Origin of the sequence: Streptomyces sp. Ag109_G2-15 (assembly GCF_900215565.1) — a bacterium.
In the GTDB taxonomy this organism is placed as follows: domain Bacteria; phylum Actinomycetota; class Actinomycetes; order Streptomycetales; family Streptomycetaceae; genus Streptomyces; species Streptomyces diastatochromogenes.
In genome coordinates this window covers 5356995-5375055 of record NZ_OCNI01000001.1, presented here as the reverse complement: position 1 = coordinate 5375055, position 18061 = coordinate 5356995, and the positions used below count along the sequence as shown (strand labels likewise).

Here is an 18061-nt window from a genome sequence, read left to right as displayed (position 1 = left end):
CCGCGGCATCTCACTCCGTGCCGTCTTACTCCGCGGCATCTCACTCCGTCGCGTCTGCGCGCACGATGACCAGGAACGTGTCCGTCGCGAGGTCCATGACGACCTCGGCGGGCAGGCCTTCGAGACGCCGGGCACGCGCGAACTCCTCCGCCGGCCACGATCCCCGCGGGCCACCTGCGGGAAAGCACTCGAGCACGGTTCGCCCGTTCACCATCTCGCACCTCCAGAAAGTGTCGTACTTCTTGGAGTTAACGCCCTGGAGAAGGCGAACGGCTCGCTCGGTGACGGGACTGAGACATTGTTGACACCCGCCCACGGCGGAGCGTGAGGATCCGTTCACTTTCCGACAGGAATGACACATTCAGCGATGGCATCGTAGCTGAATGTGTCATTGTGCCACTCAGTACGTCACCGGCAGCGCCGTCAGCCCACGGGCCCGCAGCGACGAACGCCACCGCAACTCGCCCTCCGCGAGCGCCAGATCGGGAAACCGCTCCAGAAGCGCGGTCAGCGCGATCTCGGTCTCGGCGCGCGCCAGGGGTGCGCCCAGGCAGTAGTGGATGCCATGGCCGAGGGAGAGATGGCCGGAGGCGTCGCGGGAGAGGTCGAGGCGGTCGGGGTCGGGGAAGCGGGCGGGATCGCGGTCGGCGGCGGACAGGGACACCCAGACGGTCTCGCCCGCCGGGATGGTCGCTCCGGCGATCGTCACGTCCTCGACCGGGAATCGGCGCATGGCCAGCAGCATGGGCCCCTCGTAGCGGGCGAGTTCCTCGACGGCGGCGGGGATCCGTCCCGGGTCCTTGCGCAGAGCGGCGAGCTGGTCGGGGTGCTGGAGGAGGGCGAGTACTGCGTTGCCGATGAGCTGGACCGTGTTCTCGTACCCGGCGAAGAGGATGAGGAAGGCCAGGGACATCAGCTCGTCCTCGCCGAGCCGGTCGCCTTCGTCGCGGACGGCGATCAGGTCGGAGAGGAGGTCGTCGGCGGGTTCCCGGCGCTTGGTCGCGACCAGCCGGGTGAGGAAGTCGAGCATGGCCGCCATCGCTTCCTTGGAGGCGTGCGGGCGGGCCGGGTCGGGGGCCGTGAGGCTGTCGGTCCACTGCCGGAAGTCCAGCCGGTCACCCTCCGGGATGCCGAGCAGGTCGCAGATGACCGTGATCGGCAGCGGGGCGGCGTAGGAGGCGACCAGGTCGGTGCTGCCGTGCGGGCCGAGGGCGTCGAGGAGCCGGTCGGCGGTGCGCCGGATCGGCTCGCGGAGCTGCTGGACGCGGCGCGGGGTGAAGGCGCGGCCGACCAGGCGGCGGATGCGGGTGTGGTCGGGCGGGTCCATGTTGAGGAGGTTGGCGTCGAGGGCGGGCGGCAGCGAGAGGCCCTTGTACGTGCCGGTCCCCCGCCGCTTGTCCAAGGAGAGCCGGGGGTCGGCCAGGACCGCCCGGACGTCCTCGTACCGGGTGACGAGCCAGGCGGCGGTGCCGTCGGGTCCGGTGATGCGGTGCACGGGCGCGGTGTCGCGCAGGCGCCGGTAGATGTCGTAGGGCTGGTCGAGGAGGCCGTCCGCGAGATCCATGGCAGGAAGCCTACGCGGACTCAGGTGTCGTACTCCTGGATGCGCCGCCCGTGGCTCCGGTCGACCAGGGCGGGCAGCCGCTGGTCCAACTCCCGTACGACGGCGGGCACATCGAGGGTGAGCAGCTCGCGGTCCCGCATCAGGACCCGGCCGTCCACGATGGTGGTGCTGACGTCGGCGGAGCGGGCGCTGTGCACGAGGGTGGCGGCGAGGTCGTGGACCGGCTGGGTGTGCGGGCCGGTGAGGTCGACCAGGATGAGATCGGCGCGCCGGCCGGCGGCGAGGGTCCCGATGTCGCCGCCGAGGCCGACCGCGCGGGCGCTCTGCAGTGTGGCGTGGTGCAGGGCCTGACGGGAGGTCAGCCAGCGCGGGTCGCCCTCGGTGGACTTCTGGATCAGGGAGGTCAGCGCCATCGACTCCCACACGTCGAGGGAGTTGTTGGAGGCGGCGCCGTCCGTGGCGAGGCCGACGGGGACGCCGATCGCGCGCAGGGCCCGTACCGGAGTGGCGTCGGGCCAGGCGAACTTGAGGTAGCCGCGGGGCGCGGTCGCCACCGCCGTACGGCCGCCCGTGCGTTCGAGGAGTGACAGGTCGCGCTCGATGATGCCGGTGCCGTGGGCGATGAGCAGGTCGGTGTCGAGGAGTCCGGTGCGGTCGAGGACCTCGACGGGGGTGACGCCGTGCCGGGCGAGACTGGTGTCGGTCTGGTCGCGGTTCTCGGCGGCGTGGAGGTGGACGGGCAGGCCGTGCGCGCGGGCGAGTTCGGCGGTCGCGGTGAGGTCGGCTTCGGTGACGGTGTAGGGGGCGTGCGGAGCGAGCGCGGTGGTGATCCGCCCACCGGCGGCGCCCCGCCGACCGAGCGCGAACTCCACCGAACGCTCCCGCCCTTGCGGGCCCTGCGAGGAGAAGTAGGCCTCGCCGAGGTGGGCCCGCATCCCGCACTCGGCGACGACGTCGGCGACCACGTCCATGTGGAAGTAGTGGTCGGCGAAGCAGGTGACCCCGCCGCGGATCATCTCGGCGCAGGCGAGCCGGGCGCCCAGCTCGACGTCCTTCGCGGTGAGGTTGGACTCGACGGGCCAGACGACGTCGTTGAACCACTCCTCGGTCGGCAGATCCTCTGCGAGCCCGCGCAGGGCGACCATCGGGGCGTGCGTATGGCAGTTGACGAGCCCGGGCATCGCGACCTGCCCGCGCGCCTCGATCCGCTCCACGGCCGCCAGCTCCGCCGCGGCCGCCGCGGTGGTCACCGCTTCGATCACCCCGTCGCGTACGACGATCGCGGCGTCCTCACGAAAGGCGATGCGCTCCTCTTCGTCGTGCACCTCGTCGTGCACGAGGACGGTGCAGCCGGTGATGATCAGGTCGGCGGGAGAGGCACTCATGGGCCCAACGTACGACGGTGCCGGACCGCGAGGTGAGCGCATCCGGTCACTACGCGGCGGCGGGCGGCCCGACCCACTCCTGGCGCTGCTCCAACTCGTCCAGCAGTTCTTGCAGTTGCCGGGTGTGCCGTGGGGTGAGGTGGCCGGTGTCGTCGAGGTGCACGGCGCAGGCCGTGGTGGTGTCGACGAGGCGTTCCAGGACGGTGGCGACGGCGTCCGTGCCCTCGGTGTGCCGGGCGAGAGCGGGCAGTTCGGCGGCGGCGAGCGCGATCGCGGTACGGGCCTCGGCGAGGGTGCGGTAGGCCTCGCGGCGCAGCGCCCAGCGTTCGGTACGGTCGCCGGACTCGCTCAGGACGTGCACGAGATAGGCGTGCGCGGCGCTCGCGGCGGCGGCGAGCCGGGCCCGCACCCCTCCGCCCCGCTCCCCCGGCATCGGCAGATGCCCGACGATCAGCACGATCACGCAGGCCAGCAGGGTCTCGCCGATCCGGCTGGCGGAGGCCTGCGACTCGCCGCCGACCATGACCAGGGCCAGGACGAGGACGGTGACGACAGTGGTCAGGGCGGCGAAGTTCCGGGTGGCGACGGGGATGAGCGCCCCGCAGACGGCCACCAGCACGATGAGCCCCTCGGGCCGGGGCAGCACGGCGGCGAACCCGGCGAAGACGAGGGCACCCAGCACGGTCCCGGCGGCCCGGCTCAGCACGCGGGAGGCGAGCGGCCCGAGGTCCGGCTTGACCAGGAAGACGGCGGTGGCGGGCAGCCAGTACCAGTGCTGGTGCTGCCCGTACCAACGGGTGTGGTGCAGGGCCTGGGCGACGGCGGCGCTGGCCCCGAAGCAGAGGGCCACGCGCAGCCCGTACTCCCGCCCGCCGGTGCCGAGCGCGGCCCGGACTGCGTCCCTGACGCCGCGCCGCCGGGCGAGCAGCCGGTGTGCGCCGTCCTCGGTCCGGTCGAAGGCCTCCGCGGCGCGCAACAGGGCGTCGTCGAGGGCGCGCAGGGCGGGCGCGGACCGGGTGGGGGCGGGCAGCGGGCCGGTGCCGGTGTTGCCGCGGACGGCGGCGGCGAGCCGCCGGGGCCCTTCCGCCGCGCGCGCGGAGACGGGTTCGCCCGCCCAGGCGAGGGCGGTGGCGGCCTCGGCCAGGGGCAGCGCGGCGGCGTACTGGGCGTGCAGCCGGCGCTCGGCCGCGGAGCCGGCGTACCGGCGCAGCCGGGGTCCGGCGAGGGCGTCCTGGGCGTGGTCGAGGGCGGCGGTGAGCGCGGCCCGGCGGGCGGCGGCGGTGTCCGTGCCCACGGCGTCGAGCAGCGCGGCGACGGCGTCGTACACGTCGGCGACCGCCTCCCGTTCGCCGTCGAACCGGAAGTCCCCGGCGAGCGAACCGGGCGTGGGCAGCGCCAGCCGCAGCAGGAGCAGCCAGCCGGCGCCGGCGAGAAAGGCGAGCGCCCGCTGCCAGCCGCTCTCGGCCGCGGGCATACCCGCGCCGATGGCGGAGGCGACGAGCAACTGGGTACCGGCGGCGGAGGCGACGGGCCCGACGGCGCTGATGCCTCCGGCGACCAGCCCGAGCACGGTGAGGAGCAGGGTCAGCGGTACGGCGGACAGCACCTGCCCGGTGTACGTCCCCACGAGCAGCCCGAGAGCCCCGGCCAGCGCGGGCACCCCGAGCCGCCTGACGGAGGCGCGCCTGCTGCCGGGCCGGTCGTTGATGCCGGCGAGCATCGCGGCGATGGCGGCGAGGACGCCGAGCGCAGTACGGCCACTGAGCACACCGGCGAGCAGCAGCGGCCCGGCGGCGAGCGCGCCCCGGGTCACCGCGCTCCAGGGGACGGGTCCGCGCTGGGTGCGCAGGGCGTGGGCGAGCCAGGGGGGCAGTGACAGTGCGGCCGGGCGCGACACGGGGCTCCTGTTCATTCGAGGGCGGGGTGGGCCTTCGGACGACGGTGGCCGGGCTATGGGGTGTGCGTCCCACGGTAGATCGCGTTCGCTGAGCAAACGGGGCGATCGCGTTTCGGGGAGGTGAAAGGTGGCGGTGTGGGGACTTTCTTTATGAACGCAATTCCCCTGGGCCTGGGGGCCTTGGGGAACGGCTGCCCCTCAACTCCCTGGACCGACCCCGAGGATCTCTTCAACTCGCGGGACCGACCCCGAGGATCCTTTCGGCCTGTCCGATCGCGTCCGTCAGCGCCTCCGGCTCCGCCCGCAACGCGCCCACCACCGCGTCGATCCGCCGCAGCCCCGCCCGCTCCAGCAACCGCTTCTCGTTCGTCACCCACTCCCCGCGTGCCGCCAGCACCGCGTGGCCGGCCTGTACGGCGGCGGTGGCCAGCGCGCCGGCGACCTCGGTGAGGCGGGCGTGCGGAGCGTGGTTGGCCTTGGCGTAGGCCAGAGTGGCGCGTGCGGTGCCTGACCAGCGCTCCGCCGCGGTCCGGCGCAGCTTCTCCGGATAGGCGGCCGGGCGCGGCAGCTCGCCCCGCAGTACCCGGTTGACGGCCAGCTCGGCCACGATCAAGTAGCTGGGGATCCCGGCCAGATGGAACAGCAGCGGCTCCACCCGGAACCGCCCCTCCTCCGCCTCCGCCAGCTCGTGCTCGACCACGTCCAGATCCCGGTAGTGCACGTCGACCCGGCGTCCGTCGATCGTCAGCCAGGCCCCGCCGTTGAAGACTCCGCCGCCCCAGCCGCCGATCTCGGACACCTCGCCCTGCCAGCCGAGGGCGCGCAGGTCGGCGGGGTCGAAGGGGCCGCGGTAGTAGAGGGCGAGGTCCCAGTCGCTGTCGGGGGTGTGCGTGCCCTGGGCCCGGGATCCGCCGAGGGCCACGGCCTGGACGGTGGGGAGGGCGGCGAGGCGGTCGGCCGTGGTGGTGAGGAAGTCGGGGTCGGCGAGCGTGGGCATGGGTGGGGGCTCCGGCTGGGGTGAGGGTTTGGGTGCGGGGAGCGTAGGACGGGGCCGGACGCGCGGCGACCCGATTGTCAGTGGGGTGCGTTATCAATGAGATCGTCACTCACTGTCACGACGGGGGAGGTCATGGTGACGACTGGGGAGAGCGGGGCGAAGGCGCGGCGCGGCCATGTGTCGATGGCCGGGCTGCGGGCTCGCGGGTGGACGGCCGAGCTGGCGCGCCGGCTGCTGGGTGAGCCCGATCTGCTGCGTGTCAATCCGTACTCGGCCTCGGCCCCGCCGACCCGGCTCTACCGCCTCGAACGGGTCGCGGCGGCGGAGCAGAGCGCCGAGTTCAGAGCCGTGGCGGCAGCCGCGGTACGGCGGTCCATCGCGGCCAAGGCCGCCGTCCGGCGCGGGCGACGGGAAGTGCGGGCGCGGGTCGCGGAGGCGCGGCGGGCTGCGGAGGACGGCATGCCCGGTAGGCCTCCCCGGACCGCCGAAGACCCGGAAATTCGGGTGCGCAGGCCTGGGCGGGCCCCGGATGATCAGGAGGTTGCCCGTCCATCGAACGTTGCCCGCCCATCGAACGTTGCACGTCCACCGAACGCCGCCTGTCCGTCGAACGCCGCCCGTCCATCGAACCAGGAGCCGCCATGATCCGACGCGTGACCACCCCCGCGCTCTTCCCGCCGCCCACCTACTCGCACGCCTCCGTCGTCGAGGCCGGCACGAAGCTCGCCTTCCTCGCCGGGGCCGTGCCGCTCGACGAGAAGGGGGAGGTGGTGGGAGTAGGGGATCCCGTGCGGCAGGCGAAGCAGGTGGTCGCCAATCTTCGGGAGCAACTGCTCGCGGTGGGCAGCGACTTGGAGCATGTCGTGTCGACCGACGTGTACGTCGTGAGCAGCGAGCCCTCGGTGCTGTCCGCCGTCTGGGACGTGGTCGAGGCGTCGGGGCTCAGTGCCGGACCGCACTCGTCGACCCTCCTCGGCGTGGCCTGCCTCGGGTACACGGGGCAGTTGGTGGAGATCACGGCCACGGCCGTCGTACCCGAGGAGGCGCGCCCGTGAGCGCGGGTGCCGGGCCGGAGATCGTGCTGCGCCGGGCGGCCGGCCCGGACGCCGCCGCCGTCGCCGACGTGTGGCTGCGGTCCTACACGGCCGCGTTGCCCACGGTGGTCCGGGCGCACACCGACGACGAGGTGCGCGACTACTTCCGGGAGGTCGTGGTGCCTTCCCGCGAGACCTGGGTCGCCGAGGCGGGCGGTGGCGTCGTGGGCATGATGGTGCTCGCCGGGGACCTGCTGTCCCAGCTGTACCTGGACCCCGACTGGCGCGGCCGTGGCATCGGCGACCGGTTCGTCACGCTGGCCAAGGAGCGCAGTCCGGGCGGGCTCACCCTGTGGACCTTCCAGGTCAACAAGCCCGCCCACCGCTTCTACGAACGGCACGGTTTCGTCGCCGTCGAGTCCACGGACGGCAGCGGCAACGAGGAGCGGGAGCCGGACGTGCGGTACGAGTGGCGGCCCTGAAGGGCATCCCTCACCCCCTCGGCCGTCCCCACGCCCGCAGCTTCGGCAAGGGCTTCGCGTACGTGCCCGCCCGGCTCGTCGTCAGCCCCAGCGACACCAGCGACTCCGCCAGCTTCACCGCCGCTCCGACCCCGTCGACGACCGGGAGCCCCAGCTTCTCCTCCACCGCGCGCTGCAGTCCCGTCATCCCGGCGCAGCCCAGCACCAGGACCTCGGCGCCGGCCTCGCCGGCCCGTTCGGCCGCGGCGAGGAAGGCGGCCTCGGTGCGGGCCGGGTCGTCGGCGAGGTCGAGGACGCCCAGGCCCGTGCCGATCACGGCGGCGCAGTTGCGGGCCACGCCGGCGGTCTCCAGGCTGTCCTCGATCTGGCCGCGGGACCGGTCGAGGGTGGTGACGACGCCGTAGCGCCGCCCGAGGAGGCAGGCGAGGTGGGCCGCGGCCTCGGTGATGTCCACGACGGGCACGTCCACCAGCTCCCGTACGCCCTCCCGGCCGTGCTCCCCGAACCCGGCGAGCACGACGGCGTCGTACGACGGGCCGTCGTAGGTGCGCAGTGCGTCGAGGACGGCCGCGGCCGAGAGGTAACTGTCGAGCCAGCCCTCGGCCGACTCGGGGCCCCAGGCGGGGGTCAGCCCGGTCACGGTGGTGCCCGGGCCTGCGGCGGCCCGGGCACCTCGGACGATCTCCTCGGTCATCTCCTGCGTGGTGTTGCAGTTGGTGACGACGATCCGCACGTCCGTCAGACCTCCGCCCCGGCGGTCCGGGCCCGCTCACCGCGGCACAGCACCGCGTACAGCCCGGCGGCCAGCGCCGTGCCGATGAACCAGGAGTACGGCGCCACGTCGCTGAAGGTCTTGACCAGCGCCAGCACCGCGGCGACCGCGGCCGAGGGCAGGAACGCCCACAGGGCCTTGGGGTTGACGCCCTTGCGGTAGTAGTAGCGGGAACCGGGCGTGGCGTCGAAGAGCTGGTCCACGTCGACCCGGCCGCGCTTGACCGCGTAGTAGTCGACCATGATCACGCCGAACAGCGGGCCCAGGAAGGCGCCGAGGCCGCCGAGGAAGTAGTTGACCACGGTCGGGTTGGAGAAGAGGTTCCAGGGGGTGACGACCAGCGCGGCCACCGTGCTGATCAGGCCGCCGACCTTGAAGGTGATCTTCTGCGGCCAGACGTTGGCGAGGTCGTACGCCGGTGAGACGAAGTTGGCGACGATGTTGACGCCCATGGTGGCGACGGCGAACGTCAGCGCGGCCAGGACCAGCACCCAGGTGTTGCCGACCTTGGCGACCAGCTCCGCCGGGTCCGTGATGGCCTTGCCCCAGACCTCCAGCGAGCCCGCGGTGACGATGACGGAGACGACGACGAAGGCGGTGGAGTTGATGGGCAGGCCCCAGAAGTTGCCGCGGCGGACCGTCTTGTAGTCGGGTGCGAAGCGGGAGAAGTCGCAGAAGTTGAGCATCAGCGTGCCGTAGGTGGCGAGGATCAGACCGATCGCGCCGAACCACTGCCGCCACTGCTCGCCGACGGAGACCGGGTGCGGGGTGGAGGTGAGCGAGATGCTCCAGTGGGCCTTGGCCAGGACCCAGATGGCCAGCGCGATCATCACCAGCCAGATCGCCGGACCGCAAAAGTCCTGGAACTTCCGCACCGATTCCATGCCCTGGCTGATGATCAGCGCCTGGATCAGCCAGAGGGAGACGAAGGAGGTCCAGCCGAGGGCGTCCAGACCGAGGAAGGAGCTGTGAGTGAGGGACTCCAGGCCGGGCCAGGCCGCCAGCAGCATCACGTTGACGGCGACGGAGGCCAGATAGGTCTGGATGCCGTACCACATGATGGCGATCACGGCCCGGATCAGGGCCGGGATGTTGGCACCCCAGACACCGAAGCTGATGCGGCTGACGACGGGGAACGGGACGCCGTGGCGCTGGCCGATCTTCCCCATCCAGTTCATGCCGATGTAGATGAGCACGAAGCCGACGAGCAGGGAGGTGAAGACCTGCCAGACGTTCATGCCCAGGACGAGCAGGCCGGCGGCGAAGGTGTAGTTGCCGAGGTTGTGGACGTCGGACATCCACATGGCGAACAGGTCGAAGACCTTCCAGTTCCGCTGCCCGGCGGGGGCGAGGTCTTCGTTGGTGAGTCGGGGGTCGGGGACGAACGCTGGGGCGCCGGTGGCTTCGGCGCGGTCGGCGAGGGACACGGGGCCTCCATGGACGAGGGGACGGCGGAGGACGGCTGCATTGTCCGGAGTGCCGGACTGGGGGGTGCCGAGCGAGTTCGTTTGGTATACCAAACTGCCGTCATGGTCCCGCCGTCAAGCGTTCGGACCGATGTCGCTGCTGTTACTTCTCCGTAAAAGCACCGCCGGGTCGGCGAAGATGGCCCCATGAGCTCCACGACGACGAAGACCGAGCCCCTGGGCGCGGTGCGCGAACGGGTCCTCGCGACCTTGCGGCAGGACATCATCGCGGGGCGTCTGGGTCCCGGCGAACGGCTCGTCGAACGGGAGCTGGCCGACCGGTTCGGCGTCTCGCGGGTGCCGGTGCGGGAGGCGATCCGCGCCCTGGTCGCCGAGGGCTTCGTCCTGTTCGAGTCGGCACGCCGTACGGTCGTACGCCGGCTGACCCCGACCGATGTGAAGGAACTCTTCGAACTGCGCGAGGCGTTGGAGGTGTACGCGGCGGGACTGGCCGCGGCACGGGCGACACCCGAGGCGCTGGCGGAGCTGCGGGAGCTGCTGGCCGAGGCCGCGACGGCGACGAAGGAGGGGGACGGCGAGGCCATCACGGACATCAACACCCGCTTCCACGACCGCATCCTGGCCATGGCCGGCAACACCCTGCTGATCTCCGTCATGGAACCGGTCGACGGCCGGCTGCGCTGGCTCACCCGACAGAACGAGGAATGGCCCCAACTCCTCGACGAACACCGGGAGTTGTACGAAGCCATCGCCTCCGGCGACCCGGACCGCGCGCGCACCCACGCACTCGGCCACGTCCGCGCCAACTACCGCTCGACGGTACGGCACCTGTTCGGAACCGAGCCCGACGACGCCGGCTGAGGCCTCCCTACGGCAGTCCGGCCGCGTCGGCCGCCATGCGCAGCACCTCGCGCAGCATCTCGGGGGTGAGCCGGCCGGTGAAGGTGTTGCGCTGGCTGACATGGAAGCAGCCGAAAACGTCCAGACCGCCGAGCGCGACCCGGGCGCCATGGGCGAAGACGGGGCGGGGCCGGGGCACGGGCCAGCCCGCCTCGGCGAACGCGGGCAGCGCCGCCTGCCAGCCGAAGGCGCCGAGCACCACGGCGGCCCGGAGCGTCGGGCGCAGCAGCTTCAGCTCCTGGACCAGCCAGGGGCGGCAGGTGTCGCGTTCCCCGGGGGTGGGCTTGTTGGCGGGCGGGGCACAGTGCACGGGCGCGGTGACGCGGACGCCGTACAGCTCCAGGCCGTCGTCGGCGCGCACGGAGGTGGGCTGCGAGGCCAGCCCCACGTCGTACAGCGCCTGGTACAGCACGTCTCCTGAACGGTCCCCGGTGAACATACGGCCCGTGCGGTTGCCCCCGTGCGCGGCCGGGGCCAGCCCGATGATCACGAGGCGGGCATCGGCCGGCCCGAAGCCCGGCACCGGCCGCCCCCAGTACGTCCAGTCGGCGAACGCGGCCCGCTTGGTCCGAGCCACCTCCTCCCGCCACTCGACCAGCCGTGGGCAGGCCCGGCACTCCGCGACGCGCCGGTCGAGCCGGGCAAGGGCACAGCTGTCGTCCATACCGCCACCGTATGCCCGCCCCCGGAAAACGCCTCCGGCTCCTCCGACCCGGCGGGTTAAGGTCGGGACATGGCTTCCGAGGATGCGGACGAGAACGTCAACCGTGACACCGGCGGATCGGGCGCAGCGGCACCCGGCCAGACCGCCGAGGGTCCCGGAGCCTCCGGTGCCCAACCGGCCGACCCGAAGGTCGCCGCCGCGTTGGCCGAGGCCGAGGCCGCCGGTCAGGCCAGCGGCGAGACCGTACGGATCGACAGCTGGATCTGGGCCGTCCGCCTGATCAAGACCCGCTCCCTGGGCGCCACCGCCTGCCGTGGCGGGCACGTCCACGTCAACGGCGAGCGGGTGAAGCCCGCCCACTCCGTGCGCGTCGGCGACGAGGTGCGCCTGCGGCACGAGGGCCGGGAACGGGTCGTGATCGTCAAGCGTCTGATCCGCAAGCGCGTCGGCGCCCCGGTGGCCGCCCAGTGCTACATCGACAACTCCCCGCCTCCCCCGCCCCGCGAGACCGTGGCCCCCGCCGGCCTCCGCGACCGCGGCACCGGCCGCCCCACCAAGCGGGACCGCCGCGACATGGAACGACTGCGGGGGCTGGGCGGTATGGGGGGACTCGGTGGGCCGGGCGGGCCCGCCGGACCCAGCGGGGCGGGCCAGCCGGGGGGATTGGGTGGGTCTGGCGGGCGTCCTCGGGGGCGCTGAGGCGGTCCCACTTGGGGCCCCCTCCCCCCTCCCCCTCCCCTCCCCCTTTTGCACGCTCGGGTTCTTCACGCTCGGCTGACGTCGGCCAGGCCCCCGCGCCCCGGCCGACGTCACTGCGGGTGTCCCGCATGGGTCACGCCCGTCGGCCTGCCTGTCGGCCCGCGCGCCCCAGCAGCCGTAGCAGTTCCGTGTTGTGCCCGCGCCGGGACCAGGCGATCAGGGCGAGCGGCACGATCAGGATCAGCGGGGTCGCCGCGTACTGACCGTCGAAGACGCTGAGCTGGACGATGAACGCGCCCACCATGAGCGCGCTCAGCGCGATCGCCGCCACCGACTGCAGCACCGGGACCAACAGCGCGATCGCGCCGGCCAGTTCGAGCGCGCCGATGGTGTACATACCCGCACTGCCCCAGCCGATCTTGTCGAAGGACTCGACGGCCGACGGGTGCGCGATCAGCTTGGGCAGGGCGCTCGCGGTCCCGTAGAAGAGGGCGAGCAGCACCTGCACCGTGCGCAGGGCGATGCGGGCGAGGCGACCGCGGGCGGTCACGGAGGCGGTGGAGGGAGCGGAAGTCGCGGGGGCGGTGGTCTCGGACATGGGGGTCTCCTGGGTGAAGCGGTCCCGGTTGCTGTCACCGAGGTAGACCGCCCGCCGTCCGAAAACTCATCGCTCCTACGCCACCGGTACCGCCCTCACCCACATCCCGTCCGGAGTCAGATACGCGTCCACCTCCAGTCCCGCCTCCGCCAGCGCCTCCTCGAACTGTTCCTTCGTGAGGGGCCGGGCGAGGAACGTCTGGGTCCAGGCCGCGTCCGGGAACACGTACTCGGCGCGCACCGAGTGCACCCCGTCGCCGACCGGCTCCGACGACGCGATCCGCACGGTGAAGCCGCTCGGGTCGACCCGCTCCCTCGGCACGTTGGCGTGGTAGTCCCCGCCCTCCCGCTGGATGAGCACGCAGCCGCCCTCCGCGACATGGCGGGTGCAGGCGCACAGCATGCCGCGGCTCACCTCGACGTCGCCGTTGTGCACGAGGAACGACGCGAGCATCACCACGTCGAACCTCTCGCCCAGGTCCAGGTCTTCGATCGGGCCGCATATCGTGCGAGCCCCGCGGACGTGGGCGAGCATCTCGGCGGACTCGTCCACCGCCGTGACCGTGAAGCCGCGCTCCAGCAGGGCGTGGGTCACCCGGCCCACTCCGCTGCCCAGTTCCAGGATGTGGGCCCCGGCGGGCACTGCCGCGGCGATGACGTCCGGCTCGTCGCCCACCGGAAGCCGCGTGTACAGCTCGACCGCGCAGCCGTCCGGGGTGATCGCACCGGGTCCTGTTCCGTCGTATCCCTCACGCATTTCGACCGTCATGCCCGAACAACGGGCGGCCTCCGTACGCCCGTTCCCGTCCGACGGCGGTTCACCCTTTCGGGTTATTTACCCTGCAGTGGGAACCATCCGTGCCCGATGTACCAGTGCCCTCCGGCTCGCAGATGGTCGCCGACGGCCCGCTCCACGGACGTGCGCCGCGGCAGTTCGGCGACCGGCAGGTCCGGGTTCCCGAAGACGAACTGGACGGGCTCGGTGTCGGCCGGTTCCGTGTCCTCGTGGGCGATGCGGAAGCGTTCCTGGAAGCGGATGACGTTGGACTGCGCGGGCAGGTGGCGCTTCAACTGGGGGTCGAGCAGCCAGGAGTGGCAGGCCGCGACCGAGTACGTCTCGTCGGGGTAGTGGCCCGCGAAGAACTCCGTGGCCAGCGCCAGCGAGCGGTCACAGGCGCCCGGCGAGAGCGGGCCGAGGAAGTCGGGTATGTGGAGGTTCAGGCAGGGCGTGCCCGGGGCTGCGTCCAGCCCGGCCGCGGCGAGTGCCGCGCTGGTGCGCTGTCCGAGTGGGGCCCGCTGGAACTGCAGGCGCCCCAGTTGGTACAGCTCGCCGCGGAAGTGCAGGGTGAGCCAGCGCGGCGCCTGCACGCCCGCAGTGCCGTAGCGCCTGCGGTGGACCGCCATGTTCCGCCCGAGGTCGGCGAGGGTGCGGCGGGAGACGTCGGCCGGGATGCCGCGCTCGCGGTGGTGGGTGCGGACGTGGGGGAGCGCCGCCACGAAGACATACACGGGGAAGCAGCGCTGCAGGGCACCCGATGGCCAGTCGAGCTGGGGCAGGTCGGCCCCGCCGCGGATCTCACCCAGCCCTCGCACCAGCTCGGCGACGGCGCCTTCGAGGATCCGCGAGAGTTCCGGGTCGTCGCTCACGCGTCGGCCCATTCGTACGAGTGCGTTGATGTCCTCGTGGGGTACTGCCAGATCGAGCAGCACCTCGGCCAGTTCGTCGGCATCGGGCAGCAAGCGATGACCCCCTTGGTGAACGTCCGCTCCGAAGAGTACGTTGCAGATAGGAGTGGTGGTCCCGATGCGTACGGGCAGTGAGCCGGCGACCGCGCGCAGTGCGCTGCGAGCGCGCTTCTGGCTGAGCGTGTGGGGGCTGGTCTGGGCGATCTTCGGCACGGCGGTGTTCGCGTTCGTCGGGCGTCCCGGCTGGGCGGCCGCCTGCGGGGTGCTGTGGCTGGTGGCCACCGTCGACATGACCATGATCCTCAGGCACATCCGGCAGGGGCCGCACTATCAGCCGGGCCGGGACATCCCGCCGTACCGGCCGGTGGACAGCGATCCGCCTTACCCTCGGCCGAGCGGTCGGCCCTACCCGCGCCCGCCTCGGCCCCGCCACCCGTGACGGCGGCCTGTGGGCCTGTCAGCGCGGACTCCTCGGCGCGGACCCTCGGCACGGCCCGTCACCTCGGCGCGGACGCCCGGCAGGGCCCCGTCCGCAGTCAGGACTCGAACTCGGCCGCCTTCAGGTACTGCGGGTTGGGGTCGAGCGCGGCGGCCAGCCGGAAGTGACGCTTGGCCTGGTCGTGGCGGCCCTGGCGTTCGTAGGTGCGGGCCAGCGCGAAGTGCGCGAACGCGTTGTCCGGCTCACGCTCCAGCACGATGGTGAACTCGAGTTCGGCGGGCCGCAGTTGTGCGGCCGCGAAGAAGGCTCGCGCACGCAGCAGCCGGGCCGCGGTGTTCTCGGGGTGTGCGGCGATGACTCCGTCCAGCAGCTTCACCGCGCCCCGCGGATCCCGCGCGTTGAGCAGTTGCTCGGCCGCGCGGAAGTCTATGACGTGCGTCTCCGGAGTACGTCCGGTGGAACCGCTGATCTCGGGCACGGCAAAGTCCTTCCCTCACTGCGGCGGTTCAACGCCCTGCCACAGGCAGCTATTCCGCGCCGCCGTCGCGCGACCGCCCGTCCCCGGATGCCGCCCGTGGGGCGCGCGCCCGGCGCACGAGGTCGTCCCAGACTTCCGCCACGCGCTTGCGCAGCGCGTCCAGGGGTACGTCGTTGTCGATCACGATGTCCGCGATCTCCCGGCGCTGCTCGCGGGTCGCCTGTGCGGCCATGCGCGCGCGTGCGTCGTCGTCGGTCATCCCGCGCAGCCGGACCAGCCGGTCGAGCTGGGTCTCGGGGCTCGCGTCGACGACGATCACCAGGTCGTACAGCGGCGCCAGGCCGTTCTCGGTGAGGAGCGGCACGTCGTGGATCACTACGGCGCCCTCGGTCGCGGTGCTCTCCAGCTCGCGGGAGCGGGCGCCCACCAGGGGATGCACGATCGAGTTGAGGACGGCCAGCTTCTCGGGATCGGCGAAGACGATGGAGCCGAGTCTGGGCCGGTCCAGGCTGCCGTCGGCGGCGAGGATCTCCTCGCCGAAGGCCTCCACCACGGCCGCGAGCCCGGGCGTGCCGGGCGCCACGACCTCGCGCGCGATGCGGTCGGCGTCGATCAGCACGGCTCCGTGCTCCACGAGCAGCCGGGACACCTCGCTCTTGCCGGCGCCGATGCCGCCGGTCAGGCCCACTTTCAGCATGAGCGGAAGCTTAGGCCCTGCCACTGACAGGGCCACCCCGGCGTCGGCCCTACGGCCGGGCCGGCCGCGCCAGGGCGTGCCAGACCCCGCGTCGTCGGTGTGATCCAGAAGACACCCTCTAGTTCTCGCCCTCTCGCTCCGCGAGGAACCGCTCGAACTCCCGCCCGATCTCGTCGGCGGACGGAATCTCGACCGGCTCGGCGAGCATGTTGCCCCGGGTCTCGGCGCCCGCGGCAGCGTCGTACTGGTGCTCCAGGCCCTGGACGAGCGAGGTCAGTTCCTCGTCGCCTTCCTGGATCTGCCGGTCGATCTCGGTCTGCGTGCGGTGCGCGTCGGTACGCAGGGAGTGCGCGATGCCCGGCAGCACCAGCCCGGTGGCGGCCGTGACGGCCTCCAGTACGGTCAGCGCGGCGTCCGGGTACGCGGAGCGGGCGATGTAGTGCGGGACGTGCGCGGCGACACCCAGGACGTCGTGTCCGGCCTCCATGAGGCGGTACTCCAGCAGCGACTCGGCGCTGCCGGGGACCTGGGCCTCCTCGAAGGGGCTGCGGTGGCCCGGGATCAGGTCGGTGCGGTTGCCGTGGGGGGTGAGGCCCACGGGGCGGGTGTGCGGGACGCCCATGGGGATGCCGTGGAAGTTCACGGACAGGCGGACGCCGAGCCGCTCCACGATCTGCCGTACGGCGGCCGCGAACCGCTCCCACTCCACGTCCGGTTCGGGCCCGGAGAGCAGCAGGAAGGGGGCGCCGGTGGCGTCCTGGACGAGGTGGACCTCGATGGCCGGCACCTCGTAGTCGGTCCAGCTGTCCCGCTTGAAGGTGAGCAGCGGGCGGCGGGCCCGGTAGTCCACGAGCCGGTCGTGGTCGAAGCGGGCCACGACCTGGTGGGGCAGTGAGTCGAGGAGCCGGTCGACGATCTGGTCGCCGGTCTCGCCCGCGTCGATGTATCCGTCGAAGTGGTAGAGCATGACAAGTCCGGCCGACTCCTGGGCGAGCGCCATGTCGACGACGGCCAGGCCCTTCGGCTCCCATGCGTACAAACCCTGCGGATCAAGCACTGTGACCGCTCCTCCTCGTGTTCCTCTTCGACAACGCGCCCTGGGGCGTAGGCATTCCCGCGTCAGGTCGCTGATCAGGCACCTAGGTCCGCGCATCTTGACGCCCCGTCAACTGGTCCGTACCTTCACGAAGACCGGAGTTCATATCCACGCACATCGTTCATGTATGAGATCCGCGTCCGCACGACAGGAAGGCACCCCCATGCGCACGCGCACGCTGCTCACCTCCCTGCTCGCCGCGACCACCGCAACCGGCGGCCTGCTCCTCTGCGCGGGCCCGGCCCCGGCCGCCTCGACCGTCGAGGTCGGCACCGCGGCCCAGCTCAAGACCGCGCTCAGCAACGCGAAGCCGGGCGACACGATCCATCTCGCGGACGGCACGTACACCGGCAACTTCAAGGCGGCCGCGCCGGGCGGCGCCACGGCCCGCATCACCCTCACCGGCTCCCCCAGGGCCGTACTCACCGCGGGCGGCGGCTACGGCCTGCACCTGAACGGCGCGTCCTACTGGACGGTCAGCGGGCTGACCGTGACCGGAGGCCAGAAGGGCATCGTGATCGACACGGCCAAGGGTGTCGTGGTGGACGGCGTCACGGTGCACGGGCTCGACATGGAGGGCGTGCACTTCCGCAACTCCAGCACGGACGGCGTGATCAGGAACTCCAGGATCTACGACACCGGGAACGACGGCCGGGGCATGGGCGAGGGCGTGTACGTGGGGACCGCGAACACGCTGTCCGACAGGAGCGACCGCATCCAGATCCTGAACAACACGATCGGCCCCGACGTCGGCGGCGAGAACGTGGACATCAAGGAGGGCACGACGGGCGCGCAGATCGTCGGCAACACCTTCGACGGCAGCGGGCTGACCGGCGCCAACTACGACGACTCCTGGGTCGACGTGAAGGGCAACGACGTCCTCGTCCAGGACAACACCGGCAGGAACACCAGCAACGACGGCTACCAGACCCACACCCAGCAGTCCGGCTGGGGCTGCGGCACGGTCTTCAAGAACAACAAGTCAACTTTGACTGGCACCACCGGCTCGACCCAGCTGGCCATCAACGTGACCAACTACAGCGCCGGCTGCAAGGCGACGGTCTACAGCACCAACACGGTGACGGGCGGCAAGGGCCTGACGAATATCCCGGTCACTTCCTGAGAAGGGCCGGGGCACCCCACCTAGGGGCGCGGGGCTGTATCACTATGCGGCTCCGCCGCGTGGGCGCGACAAGCCCCCACCGGGCCGCACCCCAAGGACGGTCGCCCCCAAAAAGTCTGAGGGG

At 72.1% G+C, this 18061-nt stretch carries 20 protein-coding genes; 6 read left to right on the top strand and 14 right to left on the bottom strand.

Going from position 1 to position 18061, the window contains the following annotated elements; genetic code table 11:
• Nucleotides 1–40: 40 nt before the first annotated feature.
• The 5 genes from CRP49_RS46950 to CRP49_RS24105 all read right to left on the bottom strand — a co-directional run bounded on the left by CRP49_RS46950 (nt 41) and on the right by CRP49_RS24105 (nt 5843).
• Nucleotides 41–211, bottom strand: a complete 171-nt coding sequence (locus CRP49_RS46950; protein WP_179851441.1) for a hypothetical protein — start codon at nt 209–211, stop codon at nt 41–43.
• A 189-nt stretch (nt 212–400) separates the two neighbouring features.
• Nucleotides 401–1564 carry a cytochrome P450 gene (locus CRP49_RS24120; protein WP_097255271.1) on the bottom strand — a complete coding sequence of 388 codons (1164 nt, stop codon included), beginning with the start codon at nt 1562–1564 and terminating at the stop codon, nt 401–403.
• Nucleotides 1565–1584: 20 nt separating this feature from the next.
• A complete protein-coding gene (locus CRP49_RS24115) occupies nt 1585–2949 on the bottom strand; it encodes an amidohydrolase (RefSeq protein WP_179851739.1) in 1365 nt (454 codons plus the stop codon).
• Between the two features lie 49 nt (nt 2950–2998).
• Entirely contained in the window at nt 2999–4861 is a 1863-nt protein-coding gene (locus CRP49_RS24110; protein WP_179851738.1) for an FUSC family protein, read from the bottom strand.
• Nucleotides 4862–5075: 214 nt separating this feature from the next.
• Nucleotides 5076–5843 (bottom strand): nucleotidyltransferase domain-containing protein, encoded by a 768-nt coding sequence (locus CRP49_RS24105; protein ID WP_097255268.1) that lies wholly within the window; start codon nt 5841–5843, stop codon nt 5076–5078.
• A 641-nt stretch (nt 5844–6484) separates the two neighbouring features.
• Here CRP49_RS24105 and CRP49_RS24100 point away from each other — a divergent pair.
• Both CRP49_RS24100 and CRP49_RS24095 read left to right on the top strand, forming a co-directional pair.
• Nucleotides 6485–6898 carry a RidA family protein gene (locus CRP49_RS24100; protein ID WP_097255267.1) on the top strand — a complete coding sequence of 138 codons (414 nt, stop codon included), beginning with the start codon at nt 6485–6487 and terminating at the stop codon, nt 6896–6898.
• Complete coding sequence (locus tag CRP49_RS24095) at nt 6895–7359, top strand: GNAT family N-acetyltransferase (protein WP_097255266.1); 465 nt, start codon at nt 6895–6897, stop codon at nt 7357–7359. Before CRP49_RS24100 ends, CRP49_RS24095 begins: the two co-directional genes overlap by 4 nt.
• A gap of 10 nt (nt 7360–7369) precedes the next feature.
• Here the strand turns inward: CRP49_RS24095 and CRP49_RS24090 are convergent, their stop codons facing one another.
• Together CRP49_RS24090 and CRP49_RS24085 are read right to left on the bottom strand one after the other, a co-directional pair.
• On the bottom strand, nt 7370–8092 hold the full coding sequence (locus tag CRP49_RS24090) for an aspartate/glutamate racemase family protein (RefSeq protein ID WP_097255265.1): 723 nt from the start codon (nt 8090–8092) through the stop codon (nt 7370–7372).
• Between the two features lie 5 nt (nt 8093–8097).
• Nucleotides 8098–9558, bottom strand: a complete 1461-nt coding sequence (locus CRP49_RS24085; protein WP_097255264.1) for an NCS1 family nucleobase:cation symporter-1 — start codon at nt 9556–9558, stop codon at nt 8098–8100.
• Between the two features lie 186 nt (nt 9559–9744).
• On the opposite strand from CRP49_RS24085, the gene CRP49_RS24080 reads away from it, so the two are divergent.
• Nucleotides 9745–10419, top strand: coding sequence for a GntR family transcriptional regulator (locus CRP49_RS24080; protein ID WP_097255263.1), 675 nt, complete (start codon nt 9745–9747; stop codon nt 10417–10419).
• 7 nt (nt 10420–10426) lie between these two features.
• Here CRP49_RS24080 and CRP49_RS24075 read toward each other — a convergent pair whose 3' ends face one another.
• The gene (locus CRP49_RS24075) at nt 10427–11122 is read right to left on the bottom strand and encodes a uracil-DNA glycosylase (protein WP_097255262.1); all 696 of its coding nucleotides are present in this window, start codon (nt 11120–11122) and stop codon (nt 10427–10429) included.
• 69 nt (nt 11123–11191) lie between these two features.
• On the opposite strand from CRP49_RS24075, the gene CRP49_RS24070 reads away from it, so the two are divergent.
• Nucleotides 11192–11821, top strand: coding sequence for an RNA-binding S4 domain-containing protein (locus CRP49_RS24070; RefSeq protein WP_097255261.1), 630 nt, complete (start codon nt 11192–11194; stop codon nt 11819–11821).
• Nucleotides 11822–11954: 133 nt separating this feature from the next.
• Here the strand turns inward: CRP49_RS24070 and CRP49_RS24065 are convergent, their stop codons facing one another.
• From CRP49_RS24065 to CRP49_RS24055, 3 genes are all read right to left on the bottom strand, one after another.
• Nucleotides 11955–12419 (bottom strand): DoxX family protein, encoded by a 465-nt coding sequence (locus CRP49_RS24065; RefSeq protein WP_097255260.1) that lies wholly within the window; start codon nt 12417–12419, stop codon nt 11955–11957.
• 75 nt (nt 12420–12494) lie between these two features.
• Nucleotides 12495–13175: a bifunctional 2-polyprenyl-6-hydroxyphenol methylase/3-demethylubiquinol 3-O-methyltransferase UbiG gene (locus tag CRP49_RS24060; protein ID WP_097257512.1), complete on the bottom strand. Its 681-nt coding sequence runs from the start codon at nt 13173–13175 to the stop codon at nt 12495–12497.
• A gap of 74 nt (nt 13176–13249) precedes the next feature.
• On the bottom strand, nt 13250–14158 hold the full coding sequence (locus CRP49_RS24055; protein WP_097255259.1) for an acyltransferase domain-containing protein: 909 nt from the start codon (nt 14156–14158) through the stop codon (nt 13250–13252).
• 64 nt (nt 14159–14222) lie between these two features.
• On the opposite strand from CRP49_RS24055, the gene CRP49_RS24050 reads away from it, so the two are divergent.
• Entirely contained in the window at nt 14223–14543 is a 321-nt protein-coding gene (locus tag CRP49_RS24050; RefSeq protein ID WP_179851737.1) for a DUF6343 family protein, read from the top strand.
• Nucleotides 14544–14640: 97 nt separating this feature from the next.
• On the opposite strand, the gene CRP49_RS24045 is transcribed toward CRP49_RS24050, so the two are convergent.
• The 3 genes from CRP49_RS24045 to CRP49_RS24035 all read right to left on the bottom strand — a co-directional run bounded on the left by CRP49_RS24045 (nt 14641) and on the right by CRP49_RS24035 (nt 16775).
• On the bottom strand, nt 14641–15021 hold the full coding sequence (locus tag CRP49_RS24045; protein WP_097255257.1) for a tetratricopeptide repeat protein: 381 nt from the start codon (nt 15019–15021) through the stop codon (nt 14641–14643).
• Nucleotides 15022–15070: 49 nt separating this feature from the next.
• Nucleotides 15071–15718 (bottom strand): dephospho-CoA kinase, encoded by a 648-nt coding sequence (coaE, locus tag CRP49_RS24040; RefSeq protein WP_097255256.1) that lies wholly within the window; start codon nt 15716–15718, stop codon nt 15071–15073.
• A 118-nt stretch (nt 15719–15836) separates the two neighbouring features.
• A complete protein-coding gene (locus tag CRP49_RS24035) occupies nt 15837–16775 on the bottom strand; it encodes a PAC2 family protein (protein WP_097255255.1) in 939 nt (312 codons plus the stop codon).
• Nucleotides 16776–16977: 202 nt separating this feature from the next.
• Between CRP49_RS24035 and CRP49_RS24030 the strand changes: the two genes are divergently transcribed.
• Nucleotides 16978–17937, top strand: coding sequence for a nitrous oxide reductase family maturation protein NosD (locus CRP49_RS24030; RefSeq protein ID WP_097255254.1), 960 nt, complete (start codon nt 16978–16980; stop codon nt 17935–17937).
• Nucleotides 17938–18061 lie beyond the last annotated feature (124 nt).